The 12,903-nt window shown below is 71.0% G+C and carries 8 protein-coding genes; 5 read left to right on the top strand and 3 right to left on the bottom strand.

What is annotated here, in order from left to right:
- Nucleotides 1-144: 144 nt before the first annotated feature.
- Entirely contained in the window at nucleotides 145-2,145 is a 2,001-nt protein-coding gene (locus MJ607_RS03850) for a YhgE/Pip family protein (protein WP_243074207.1), read from the bottom strand.
- Nucleotides 2,142-4,946 carry an MMPL family transporter gene (locus tag MJ607_RS03845; protein WP_243074206.1) on the bottom strand — a complete coding sequence of 935 codons (2,805 nt, stop codon included), beginning with the start codon at nucleotides 4,944-4,946 and terminating at the stop codon, nucleotides 2,142-2,144. The genes MJ607_RS03850 and MJ607_RS03845 overlap by 4 nt, the downstream gene beginning before the upstream one ends.
- Before the next feature lie 126 nt (nucleotides 4,947-5,072).
- Between MJ607_RS03845 and MJ607_RS03840 the strand changes: the two genes are divergently transcribed.
- A complete protein-coding gene (locus tag MJ607_RS03840) occupies nucleotides 5,073-5,705 on the top strand; it encodes a TetR/AcrR family transcriptional regulator (RefSeq protein ID WP_243074205.1) in 633 nt (210 codons plus the stop codon).
- A gap of 27 nt (nucleotides 5,706-5,732) precedes the next feature.
- Here MJ607_RS03840 and MJ607_RS03835 read toward each other — a convergent pair whose 3' ends face one another.
- Complete coding sequence (locus MJ607_RS03835; RefSeq protein WP_243074204.1) at nucleotides 5,733-6,728, bottom strand: o-succinylbenzoate synthase; 996 nt, start codon at nucleotides 6,726-6,728, stop codon at nucleotides 5,733-5,735.
- A gap of 143 nt (nucleotides 6,729-6,871) precedes the next feature.
- Here MJ607_RS03835 and MJ607_RS03830 point away from each other — a divergent pair, with 143 nt between their 5' ends.
- The 4 genes from MJ607_RS03830 to metH all read left to right on the top strand — a co-directional run bounded on the left by MJ607_RS03830 (nucleotide 6,872) and on the right by metH (nucleotide 12,865).
- Nucleotides 6,872-7,207 (top strand): PadR family transcriptional regulator, encoded by a 336-nt coding sequence (locus MJ607_RS03830; protein WP_243074203.1) that lies wholly within the window; start codon nucleotides 6,872-6,874, stop codon nucleotides 7,205-7,207.
- 1 nt (nucleotide 7,208) lies between these two features.
- A complete protein-coding gene (locus MJ607_RS03825; protein WP_243074202.1) occupies nucleotides 7,209-8,186 on the top strand; it encodes a permease prefix domain 1-containing protein in 978 nt (325 codons plus the stop codon).
- A gap of 117 nt (nucleotides 8,187-8,303) precedes the next feature.
- The gene (locus MJ607_RS03820; protein ID WP_243074201.1) at nucleotides 8,304-9,101 is read left to right on the top strand and encodes an LLM class F420-dependent oxidoreductase; all 798 of its coding nucleotides are present in this window, start codon (nucleotides 8,304-8,306) and stop codon (nucleotides 9,099-9,101) included.
- A 125-nt stretch (nucleotides 9,102-9,226) separates the two neighbouring features.
- Nucleotides 9,227-12,865 (top strand): methionine synthase, encoded by a 3,639-nt coding sequence (gene metH, locus MJ607_RS03815; RefSeq protein ID WP_243074200.1) that lies wholly within the window; start codon nucleotides 9,227-9,229, stop codon nucleotides 12,863-12,865.
- Nucleotides 12,866-12,903 lie beyond the last annotated feature (38 nt).

Genomic DNA, 12,903 nt, shown 5'->3' with positions numbered 1-12,903 from the left:
CGTCGGCTCCGCTCGTACTCGACGCCGCGGGTCCCCCGCGCTCAGTCAGGGAGTCGCCCGCCCTTTCATCCGCTGAGCCGGGGCGCGGCACCTCGCCCGCGGAGGGCGGATGGACGGCCCCTCCGCCGCCGCGGGCTTCGTGGGTCAGGCCGTCGCGGGTGCCGAGGTTGCGGGGGCTCCGGATGCCGCGAGCAGCGTCCGCGCCGAGATCGTGCGGCGCCGCGCCACGGCGAGGATCGTGGCGACGAACGCGAGCACGCCCCAGATCGCGAGGCCCACGAGGCCCGCGCCCACGCCGTCGGCGGGCGTGAGGGCGCCCATCATGCCGTTGTAGGCGGGGGCCGTCGGCAGGAGCGCCGAGATCGACGCGAGCAGCGGGGGCACCGTCGAGACGATCCCGGTCGCGAGGGCGAACGCCCCGATGAGCGCCGAGATCCATCGCCCTGCGCCGCCGAACACCGCGACGAGCGCCTGGTTGACGGCGGCGAACGCGACACCCGCAGCGATGCACAGACCCGCGAAAAGGGACCACTCCGACCAGTCGTACGATGCCGCGAGCTGCACGACGCCCGCGACCAGGAGGCCCTGGAGCGCGCCGATCCCGGCGGCGGGTCCGAACGCGCGCAGCGCGAGCACAGCCGAGGGGGCGCGCGAGGCGAGCGATCGGCGCGAGACGGCCTGCAGGGCGACGAACGTCGCGAGACCGCCGAACCACAGCGCGATCGTCGCGAGCAGCGGGATGGCGGACTCGCCGAACAGTCCGGTCGAGTTGCCCTCCGCCGTCACGGGGTTCGAGACGACGTCGGCGAGACTCGCCGCTTCGGTGTCGGTGTAGGTCGGGATGGCGTCGGTCGCCGTCTGCAGGCCCGTCGCGAGCTGGTCGGTGCCCGACGCGAGCTGCGCGACGCCGTCGGCGAGGCTCTGGGTGCCCGTCGCGAGCTGGTCGCCGCCGTCGCTCAGCTGGGCGGCACCCGAGGCGAGCTGCCGCGCCCCGGCGGCGGACTGCGTCGTGCCGGACTGCAGCTGGTCGAGGCCGGAGGCCAGGCCTGTGGCGCCGCCCGCTATCTCGGTGAACTGATTGACGAACTCGGTCGTCGCGGCGCTGTCGAAAGCGAGCAGCGCGCCATTGGCGTAGCCGGCGTCCGTCGCAGATGTCGTCGCGGCGTCCGAGGCGGCCTTCGCCTGGTCGCGGGCGCCCGCGATGGCGTCGCACGTCGCCTGCGTCGACACGGCAGGATCGCATGTCGCCGCGAGCTGCGCGAGCGTCCCGTACGTCTGACCCGCCTTCTGCGCCGTCGTCACCGAGGAGGCGGCGGCCGTTGCGGCATAGCCGAGCACGGGGTCGGGCACGAGCCCGTTCTGCTCGAGAGTTGCAGCGCCCGCACTCACGCCGGCGGCGAGGTCGCGCGCACCGCCCGCTGCGCCGCCGATGCCGGCCGCGATCTGGTCGAGCCCGCCCGCGAGCGAAGTCGCGCCGGACGAGAGCGAGCCCGCGCCGTCGGCGATCTGCGTCACGCCCCCGGGCAGCTGCGCCGCGCCGTCGGACGCCTTCTGCGCGCCGTCGGCGAGTTCGCGCGCGCCGGTCGCGGCGGTGCCGAGCTGGTCCCCGAGGGTCGTGAACCCGAGGAACACGTTCTCGAGGTACACCTGCGACAGCTGCTCACCCATGAGCGAGGCGGCGGCCTGCGTGACCTGCGCCGTGATGGCGTTGTCGACGATGAGCGCGTCGGGGGCGGTCTGCACCTCGATCGTGGCCTGCTCGGGCGTCTCGCCGGGCCTCGTCGAGGTCGCGGCGGCAGAGAAGTTCTCGGGGATCGTGATGACGGCGTCGTACGTGCCGTCGGCGATGCCCGCGGCGGCGTCCTCGGGGTTGGACAGGGTCCACGTGAGGTTGCTGTCGAGCTCGTCCGAGCCCTCGACGAGGCCCGCCGTCAGCTGGCGGCCGAGGGGGATGAGCTGGTCGTCGATCGTGACGGGCTCGTCCTCGTTCACGATCGCGGCGTTGATCTCGTCGAGCCGCTCGGCGGGGTTGTAGAGCGACGCGACCAGGACTCCGCCGATCACGACGGGCAGCAGCAGCACGCCGGTGAGCGTGAGCCATGTGACGGGCTTGCGCGAGCGGGCGCGCTCGATGGGAAGGCTCACAGGGTCACCTCGGCAGCAGAGAGGGCGGGAGTTCGGGAGACGTCGAGCGTCGGCAGCGGCGCGCGCCCGGCGTCGGCCAGCAGCGCCCGCGCGACGGCGGCGTCGGTCGCCGAGACGACGAGGGCGACGGATGCCGCGTCCCGCAGCATCCCGGCCGCCTGCGTCCGCTCGGCGGGTGTCAGGGCGTCGATGCCGTCCACGACGACCAGCGACGTGCGACCGCGCAGCGCGCGGCGGAGATCGTCGAGCGGCTCCTGCGCGCCGTGGAGCAGCGCGACGCCGACGTGCGCACGCACCCACGCGGCCCGCTCGGGAAGCAGGTGCCCCGCGACCCGGAGCCTGCCGTCGGTCGGCGCGAGGCGCCCGGCGACCGCGAGCAGCAAGCCCGTCGCCGATGCGGGGGAGTCGCTCGTCACGACGAGCGACTCGCGCGGTTCGACGCGGAAGGTGACGTCCGTCACGAGGGTGCGGCCCTCGTCCGAGACGTCGAGCAGCTCCGCGGCGACGACGGCTGTTGTGTCGGGCTCCGGCCAGTTCGCGAGCGCGAGTTCGCGCTCGACGGCCTCGCCTTCGATGTCGAAGTGGGGGAGCACGCGATCGAGCCAGCGCGGCATCCACCACGCCCTGTCGCCCAGGAGCGTCATGACGGCGGGCACGAGCGTCATGCGCACGAGGAACGCGTCGATCGCGATGCCCGCGGCGAGGCCCAGCGCGATCGGCTTGATGGCGGTGTCGCCCTCGGGGATGAACGCCGCGAAGACCGCGAACATGATGACGGCGGCCGCCGTCACGACGCGCGCAGAGGCCGTGAAGCCCGATCGGACGGCGCCGACGGCGATCTCGCGACTGCCCACCCCGCCGTTGTCGCGCCGCTTGTGGACATAGTCCTCGCGCATGCGCGAGACGAGGAACACCTCGTAGTCCATCGCGAGACCGAACAGGACGCCCATGAGGATGATGGGCATGAAGCTGATGATCGGACCCGTCTTGGCGACGTGCAGCGCCTCGCCGAACCAGCCCCACTCGAAGACGAGGGCGATGACGCCGAACGCCGCGAGCACCGAGAGCAGGTAGCCGAGGGCGGCCTTGATGGGCACCCAGATCGACCGGAAGACGATGGTCAGCAGCACGAGCGACAGGCCGACGACGAAGATGCCGAAGGGCAGCAGCGCTCCGCCGAGGCGGTCGGAGATGTCGATCGCGACGGCCGTGAAGCCCGTCACCTTGAGGTCGACACCGAACTCCTCGAGCCACTCGTCGTGGTGCGAGCGCAGCTCGCGCACGAGGTCGGCCGTCGCGGGGTCGTCGGGCGCCGTCTCGGGGACGAGCTGCACGATGCCCGTGTCGGCTGTCTCGTTCGGGACGGCGAGCGCGACGGCCTTGACGCCCGGGATCTCGAGCACGGCGTCGCCGAGGTCCTCCATGAGGCCGAGGGGATCCGTCGACGTGACGATCGTGCCGGTCAGGATGAGCGGGCCGTTGAAGCCGGGCCCGAAGTGCTCCGACGTCAGGTCGTACGCCTGCCGCGCTTCGCTCGTCTCGGGCTGCATGCCGGCGTTGGGGAGCGCGAGACGCAGGCTCGCGGCGGGGATCGCAAGGATCCCGAGGCCCACGACGACGGCGATCGTCGTGATGACGGGATGCCGCGTCACGCCGCCGACCCACACCTCCGAGAAGCCGCGCCGGTGGCGCTTGCTCGCGCGAGCGGGGGCTGCGGTCTCCGCCGGAACGGTCGCCTCCTCGACCACCGGCGCGACCGTCCGAGCCCCACGGCGCTTCCAGCCGACGACGCGACCCTTCGCGAAGCCGAGCAGTGCGGGCGAGAGCGTGAGCGCGACGAGGACGGCGATCGCGACGGCGACCGAGGCCGCGATGCCCATCGTCGTGAGGAACGGGATGTTCGCGATCGAGAGGCCGATGAGCGCGATGAGCACCGTGACGCCTGCGAAGACGACGGCGGATCCGGCTGTGCCGGTCGCGCGCGCCGCCGATTCCTCGGGTTCGACGCCCGCGCGGACCTGGTCCTGATGTCGCGCGATGATGAACAGCGCGTAGTCGATGCCGACCGCGAGGCCCAGCATGATCGCGAGCAGCGGGGTGGTCGAAGAGATCGACGCGAACGCCGTCGCGACGAAGATGAGCGAGATCGCGAGCGCGACGCCGATGAGGGCGGTCACGAGCGGGAACCACGCGACCGCGAACGAGCGGAACGCGACGATCAGGACGAAGAGTGCGACCAGCACGCCGACGGCCTCGATGAGCGAGATCGCGGGCACGGACTGCGAGTAGAGGTCGCCGCCGATCGCGACCTGCGAGCCCTCGGGGAGCGACTCCTCGAAGTCGGCGCTGATGTCGGCGAGCTCCTCCTTCGTCTCGGGCGTCACGTCGGTGGCCTGCCCGTCGAACTGCAGGCGGATGATCGCGGCAGACGCGTCGTCCGACACGAGCCCCGAGACGAACTCGTTGAAAGGGTCGGTCACGGCGAGGACGCCGTCGAGGTCCTCGAGACGCGCGATCGTGTCCTCGATCGCCGACGAGTAGGGCTCCTCGTCGACGCTGTCGCCCTCCGCGGCGACGACGACGAGCTGACCGCTCGTGCCGCTCGCCTGCGGGAACGACCGGCTCAGCTGCTCGATGCCCGCCTGGGCCTCGGTGCCCGGGATCGAGAAGGTGTTGTCGGTGCCCTGCGTGAACGCCGCGGCGCTTCCGCCGGCGATTCCGAGCAGCAGCAGCCAGGCGACGAGCACGCGCCACGGATGACGGTACGACCAGCGGCCGAGCGCGTAGAGGAGAGTGGACACGGAGCCTCCGATAAAACCGTCAGGATGTCTCGATACGCCGCTGTATCCGATACATAGATGTATCGTAAAGTCGGTTCCGATCGCAAGGCTGAACGTCAGGTGTGAGAATCGGGACGAGGAGGAATCATGACGGATGTCGCCACGACGCGTCGACGCGATGCGACCCGTCAGCGCCTCCTGGACGCTGCGGCCGAGGTGTTCGCCGAGGTCGGGCTGGACGCGGCATCCGTCGAAGCCGTCTGCGAACGCGCGGGATTCACGCGCGGCGCGTTCTACTCCAACTTCGAGACGAAGGACGCTCTCTTCCTCGAGCTGGCAGCCATCGTCTCGCGCGAGCGCGTCGCCGTCGTGCAGCACCGTGTCACCGAACTCGAGCAGCAGGGCGCCTTCGCCGATGTCGCGGTCGACGCGCTGTCGATCATCCAGCAGGCCCTCGACATCTCGGTCGAGGACCGGCTCGGGATCCTGCTCATGAACGAGATCCGCATCCACGCGCTGCGCAATCCGCAGCTCGGCGCGGCCTATCTCGCACAGGACGAAGAGATGGTGCGCAGCGTCGCGCAGATCATCGACGACATCTCGCGCAGCAACGCGCTGACGTTCCGCGTCTCGGCGGTCGAGGCCGCCCGGCTCATGATGACGGTCTGGGACGGGGCATCCGTCCGCGCCACGATGGCAGGGCTCGACTACGAGGAGATGTGCCGCCGGACCAACGAAGAGCTCGCGCGCGTCGCGGAGCTCATCATCGAACCCCGCTGAGCCGCGCCGCCCCGAGCGTCGGGGCGCCTACTCCCGTGCGCCGAGCAGCGCGTGGCACCGCGCGAGTCGGTCGAGCCACCAGTCGCGGCGGTCGTCGGCCGCGGCGAGCGAGTCGAGTGCGCCCGCGTCGGGCGTGGCGCGGCCCACCGGCAGCACGCCCCCGCGGGGCGTGAGTGGAGGGTTCACGATGTCGGCCGTGAAGAGCGACGCCGTGCCCAGCCCGCAGTCGAACTCGAGCTCGGGCAGGGCGGCGGCGAGAGTGACACCCATCGCGAGCCCGATCGACGTGTCGAGGGCGCTCGAGACGACGGCCGGGAGCCCCGACTCGGCGACGATCGCGAGCGCGCGGCGCACGCCGCCGAGCGGCTGGGCCTTCACGACGAGCAGGTCGGCCGCGCCTGCGCGGGCGACAGCGAGGGGATCCTCCGCCTTGCGCACGCTCTCGTCGGCGGCGATCGGCACGCCCATGTAGGTGACGCGACGGCGCAGCTCGGCGAGCTCGTCGATGCTCGCGCACGGCTGCTCGACGTACTCGAGATCGAATTCGGCGAGGGCGTGGATCGCGTGCTCGGCCTCGTCGAGGTTCCACGCCGCATTCGCGTCGATGCGGATGCGGCCCTCGGGCCCCATCGCCTCGCGCACGGCGCGCACGCGGGCGACGTCGTCGGCGAGGGTCTGCCCGGGCTCCGCGACCTTGACCTTGGCCGTGCGACATCCGTCGAAGCGCGCGAGGACGGCGGGGACGGATGCCGCTGCCACCGCCGGCACCGTCGCGTTGACCGGGATCTCGGTGCGCACGGGCGCCGGCTGAGGCGTCCAGCCGAAGTCGATCGCGGCCGCGAGCCACGTCGCTGCCTCTTCGTCGCCGTACTCGGCGAAGGGTGAGAACTCGGTCCACCCCTCGGGGCCCTCGAAGACGACGGCCTCGCGGACGTCGACGCCGCGGAAGCGCGTCGCGAGGGGGAGGGCGACGACCCGCGCCGAGGCGAGCAGCTCTGACAGCGGGGGAACGGGCTCGGTCACGCGCCCCATCCTCCCCCGACTTGCCGGATCTTCGCGCTACCTGATGTCGAGTCGCCACATCTTCCGGCAATCGGCGCGCGCGCCGGCGTTACGCATTGATGTGCCCTTGCCAATAGTGTGTGACACACAGTAAGGTGTGAGACATGACCGAGACCGAAGCCCTCGAGACGCACCTGCAGGAACTGCGTCGCGGCACCGTCGTCCTGGCGTGCCTGCGCCTGCTCACGACGCCCGGCTACGGCTACGGCCTGCTCGAAGAGCTCGGTGCGCGCGGCTTCGACACCGACGCCAACACGCTCTACCCCCTGCTGCGCCGCCTCGAGAAGCAGGGCCACCTCGTGAGCGAGTGGAACACCGACGAGGCGCGGCCGCGCAAGTTCTACCGCACGAGCGCGGCCGGCGCACGCCTGGCCACGACCCTCACCGCCGACTTCGCCCGCGTCGCCGCCTCGATCGACGCACTCCCCAAGGAGCACTGACATGAACGCGACCCTCACCGACCGCTACATCGATGCCGCGATGCGCACCGTCCCCGAGAAGCAGCGCGCCGACCTCGCCGCCGAACTCCGAGCCTCGATCGACGACCAGATCGACGCCCGCACGGCCGAGGGCGAACCGCAGGATGCCGCGGAGCGCGCCGTGCTCACCGACCTCGGCGACCCCGACAAGCTCGCCGCGGGCTACACCGACCGCCCGCTGTGGCTCATCGGCCCGCGGTACTACCTCACGTGGTGGCGCCTGACGAAGCTCCTGTGGGCGATCGTGCCCGCGTGCGCCGTGTTCGGGGTGACGCTCGGCATGACGATCGCCGGCGAGAGCTTCGGCGAGATCATGGGCACCGTCTGGGCCGTCCTCATCGGCGTCATCGTGCACATCGGGTTCTGGACGACTCTCGTGTTCTTCATCATCGAGCGGTCCGAGCGCGGCGCCGACAGCGGCGTCGTGAGCGCGTGGAAGATCGACGACCTGCCCGAGCCGAAGGACACCGGCGCGAAGCTCAGCGACCTCGTGGCCTCGCTCGTGTTCCTCGCCGTCGCCGCGGGCGCGATCCTCTGGGACCACTTCGTGGGCTTCGCCTACACGACCGAGAGCGGATGGGTCTCGTTCCTCGCGCCGCAGCTGTGGCCGTGGTGGATCGGCGCGCTCTTGGTCCTCATGCTGTTCGAGGCGCTGCTCGCGATCTCGGTCTACGCCAAAGGCGCGTGGGACGTCGGCTCCGCCACCATCAACCTGATCCTCAACATCGTCGTCGCCGGCGGTGCGCTGTGGCTGCTGTCGCAGCAGCAGCTCCTGAACCCCGAGTTCTTCCCCGCCGTCATCCCTCCGGACCCCACGGACTCCGCCGAGACCGTCACGACGATCGTCTCGATCGTGTTCGCCTTCCTCATCATCGGCATCGCGATCTGGGACTCGATCGACGCCTTCCTCAAGGCGCGCCGCGCGCGCCTGGCGTGCTGAGGTCAAGGCGCGGACGGATTCACGGGTCAGGACAGGCGCTCCTGGGCGAAGGGCGCGCGATCCGGCCCCGCGCAACCCCCGGCCCCGGTATCCCGACCCGCCTCTAGGCTGAGCCGCATGCCTCTTCTCGACACTCCCGTCCGCCTCGGCGTGCAGCTGCGGCCGGAGCACGCCCCCTACGACTCCTTCCGCGACGCCGTGCGCCGCCTCGAAGACCTCGGCGTCGACATCCTCTTCAACTGGGACCACTTCTTCCCCCTCGAGGGCGACCCCGCTGGTCTGCACTTCGAGTCGTGGACGATGCTCGCGGCATGGGCAGAACAGACCGAGCGTGTCGAGTTCGGCTCGCTCGTCAACTGCAACAGCTACCGCAACCCCGACCTGCAGGCCGACATGGCCCGGACGATCGACCACATCTCGGCGAAGGGCGGCGAGGGCCGGTTCATCTTCGCGACGGGCTCGGGCTGGTTCCGGCGCGACTACGACGAGTACGGGTACGAGTTCGGCACGGCAGGGTCGCGCCTCGACGACCTCGCCGAGGGCCTGCAGCGCATCGAGCGCCGCTGGCAGAAGCTCAACCCGCTGCCGACGCGTCGCATCCCCGTCATGATCGGCGGCAAGGGCGAGCAGAAGACGCTGCGCCTCGTCGCGCGGCACGCCGACATCTGGCACAGCTTCGTCTCGCCCGCCGACCTGCCGCACAAGCTCGATGTCATCGAGCGCTGGGCCGAGAAGGAGCAGCGCGACACGTCCAACCTCGTGATCTCGAACGAGCTTCACAACAAGGGACAGGATGCCGCGGACGCTCTGTACGACGCGGGCGTGCGGCTGTTCACGCTGAGCTTCCAGGGACCCGACTGGGACTACGACATCGTCCAGTCGTGGCTGCGCTGGCGGGACGCCAAGAACGGCTGAGGGACGGATGCCGCTGCCGTGCGCATGACGCCGGCCGTGGCATCCACCCGACTCCTCTCGAGCCACGAGGTTCGGCGAGCGTCACGAACCGATCCGGGCGAGGCCCCCGCGACTAAAATCGCGGAGTGACCGCGCTCGCCTCTGCCCCCCGCTTCGCCCTCGACCTCGAGGGTGTTCCGCGCCCCGCGCGGGCGCAGGCGCTCCTGGACGCCGTGCAGTCGCGCGTCGTGATCGCGGACGGCGCGATGGGCACGATGCTGCAGCGCCACGACCCGACGCTCGAGGACTACCTGCAGCTCGAGGGCTGCAACGAGATCCTCAACGTCTCGCGTCCCGACATGATCGCGGCGATCCACGACGCCTATCTCGAGGTCGGCATCGACGCCGTCGAGACGAACACGTTCGGCGCGAACTGGTCGAACCTCGGCGACTACGGCATCGAGGACCGCATCGCCGAGCTCGCCGAGGCGGGGGCCCGCATCGCGCGCGAGCGCGTCGAGGCGGCGGAGGCCGTCGACGGCCGCATGCGCTGGGTGCTCGGTTCGATGGGCCCCGGCACGAAGCTCCCGAGCCTCGGTCACACGACGTACGAGAACCTCAAGCAGACCTTCGCCGAGCAGGCCGAGGGGCTCATCGACGGCGGCGCCGACGCGTTCCTCGTCGAGACCTCGCAGGACCTGCTGCAGACCAAGGCCGCCGTCAACGGCTGCCGGCAGGCGATCGTGAGCCGCGGCATCCGTCTGCCGATCTTCGTCGAGGTGACCGTCGAGACGACCGGCACGATGCTCATGGGCAGCGAGATCGGCGCCGCTCTTACGACGCTCGAGCCGCTCGGCGTCGACGCGATCGGGCTGAACTGCGCGACGGGTCCTGCCGAGATGAGCGAGCACCTGCGGCACCTCTCGAAGCACTCGCCCGTGCCCGTCGCGTGCATGCCGAATGCGGGCCTGCCGATCCTGACGTCGGACGGCGCGCACTATCCGCTCACGCCCGACGAGCTCGCGACGGCGCACGAGCAGTTCGTGCGCGAGTTCGGCCTGGGACTCGTCGGCGGATGCTGCGGCACGACGCCCGAGCACCTGCAGGCCGTCGTCGACCGGCTGCGCCCGGCCGGCACGCCCGTCACGCGCAGGGTGTCCGCGCCGATCGCGGACGCCGGCGTCGCGTCGCTCTACCAGCACGTGCCGTTCGATCAGGATTCCTCCTACCTCGCGATCGGCGAGCGGACCAACGCGAACGGCTCGAAGGCGTTCCGTGAAGCGATGCTCGAGGGGCGCTGGGACGACTGCGTCGAGATCGCGCGCAACCAGATCCGCGTCGGCGCCCACCTGCTCGACGTCTGCACCGACTACGTCGGCCGCGACGGCGCCGCCGACATGCGCGAGATCGTCTCGCGTCTCGCGAGCGCCTCGACGCTGCCGCTCGTCATCGACTCGACCGAGCCCGCCGTCATCAGCGCGGGGCTCGAACTGATCGGCGGCCGCCCCGTCGTCAACTCGGTCAACTACGAGGACGGCGACGGGCTGAACAGCCGCTTCGGGCGGATCATGCCGCTCGTCAAGGAGCACGGCGCCGCGGTCATCGCGCTCACGATCGACGAAGAGGGCCAGGCGCGCACGACCGAGGGCAAGGTGCGCATCGCCTCGCGGCTCATCGACTCGCTCGTGGGGGAGTGGGGCCTCAAGGTCGAGGACATCATCGTCGACTGCCTCACGTTCCCTATCGCGACGGGTCAGGAGGAGACGCGCCGCGACGCGATCGAGACGATCGAGGCGATCCGCGCGATCAACGCGAAGTATCCCGGCATCCACACGACCCTCGGCGTCTCGAACGTCTCGTTCGGCCTCAACCCGGCCGCGCGCATGGTGCTCAACTCCGTCTTCCTGCACGAGGCCGTCGAAGCGGGCCTGGACTCGGGCATCATCGACGCGGCCAAGATCGTGCCGCTCGCCTCGGTTCCCGACGACCGGCGCCAGGTCGCGCTCGATCTCGTATGGGATCGCCGCGAGTACGACGCCGACGGCGCCGTCACGTACGACCCGCTCGCGCGCATGCTCGACCTCTTCGCGGGCGTCGACACCGCGGCACTCAAGGACCAGCGCGCCGCCGAGCTCGCGGCGCTCCCGGTCGGCGAGCGCCTCGAGCGGCGCATCATCGACGGGGAGGCGAAGGGCCTCGAGTCCGACCTCGACCTCGCACGCGAAGGCGGCTTGAGCGCCCTCGGCATCATCAACGACCACCTGCTGGAAGGCATGAAGGTCGTCGGCGAGCGCTTCGGATCGGGCGAGATGCAGCTGCCGTTCGTGCTGCAGTCCGCCGAGGTCATGAAGAACGCCGTCGCACTCCTCGAACCGCACATGGAGAAATCGGATGCCGCCGGCAAAGGCCGCATCGTGCTCGCGACCGTCCGCGGCGACGTGCACGACATCGGCAAGAACCTCGTCGACATCATCCTCACCAACAACGGCTACGACGTCGTCAACCTCGGCATCAAGCAGCCGATCGCCGACATCATCGCGGCCGCCGAGGAGCACGACGCCGACGTGATCGGCATGTCGGGGCTGCTCGTCAAGTCGACAGTCGTCATGAAGGAGAACCTCGACGAGCTGCAGTCGCGCGGTCTCGCGAAGAAGTGGCCCGTCATCCTCGGAGGCGCCGCCCTCACGCGCGCGTACGTCGAGGACGACCTCGCGAGCCTCTTCGACGGCGAGGTGCGCTATGCCCGCGACGCCTTCGAGGGCCTCGCGCTCATGGAGCCGCTCGTCAAGGTCGCGCGCGGCGCGGCGCCCGAGGAGGTCGGGCTGCCCGCGCTCAAGAAGCGCCGTCACGCGGCGGGGTCGAAGCTCACGCTGACCGAACCCGAGGCGATGCCGGCGCGCTCGGACGTGGCATCCGACAATCCCGTCCCCGCTCCTCCGTTCTGGGGCACGCGGATCGTCCGCGGCCTCGCGCTCGCCGACTACGCCGCGTTCCTCGACGAGCGCGCGACGTTCATGGGGCAGTGGGGTCTCAAGCCGGGCCGCGGCGAGGGCGGGCTCTCGTACGAGGAGCTCGTCGAGCAGGAGGGCCGCCCGCGCCTGCGCTACTGGCTCGACCGCATCCGCGCCGAGCAGATGATCGACCCGTCGATCGCGTACGGGTTCTTCCCCGTCGTGTCGGATGGCGACGACCTCGTCGTGCTGCACCACGGCGACGACCCGACCGGCGCGCTCGGGCCCGCGGGCCTGCTCGCCCCCGACGGCGGGTCGGGCGGCGAGCCCGGCACCGAGCGCCTGCGCTTCACGTTCCCGCGTCAGCGGCGCGACCGGCACCTGTGCCTCTCGGACTTCGTGCGCTCGAAGGACTCGGGGCAGGTCGACGTCCTGCCCATCCAGCTCGTGACGGCGGGCGCCCACATCGACCGCGTCACGGCCAAGCTGTTCGCCGAGAACGCCTACCGCGACTATTACGAGCTCAACGGGCTCGTGATGCAGCTGACCGAGGCGCTCGCCGAATTCTGGCACGCCCGCATCCGCTCCGAGCTCGGCTTCGCCGCCGAGGATCCCGCTGACACGGCGGGGCTGTTCAAGCTCGAGTACCGTGGCGCGCGCTTCTCGCTCGGCTATCCCGCGTGCCCCGAGATGGAGGACCGCCGCAAGGTCGTCGAGCTGCTGCGTCCCGACCGCATGGGCGTGATCCTCAGCGACGAGCTGCAGCTGCACCCCGAGCAGTCGACCGACGCGTTCGTCTTCCACCACCCCGAGGCGAAGTACTTCTCGGTCTAGCGTCCCGCGCCCGTCGCTCTGCAGGCCCGCGCCTCGGC

It is taken from the genome of Microbacterium sp. SS28, from assembly GCF_022761035.1.
GTDB lineage: Bacteria > Actinomycetota > Actinomycetes > Actinomycetales > Microbacteriaceae > Microbacterium.
Note: the sequence above shows the minus strand (reverse complement) of the source record. Positions and strands in the feature narration are given on the sequence as shown.

Coding starts and splice junctions, on each gene's coding strand:
- MJ607_RS03840 (WP_243074205.1), top strand. CDS start 5,073: ATGACGGATGTCGCCACGACGCGTCGACGCGATGCGACCCGTCAGCGC.
- MJ607_RS03830 (WP_243074203.1), top strand. CDS start 6,872: ATGACCGAGACCGAAGCCCTCGAGACGCACCTGCAGGAACTGCGTCGC.
- MJ607_RS03825 (WP_243074202.1), top strand. CDS start 7,209: ATGAACGCGACCCTCACCGACCGCTACATCGATGCCGCGATGCGCACC.
- MJ607_RS03820 (WP_243074201.1), top strand. CDS start 8,304: ATGCCTCTTCTCGACACTCCCGTCCGCCTCGGCGTGCAGCTGCGGCCG.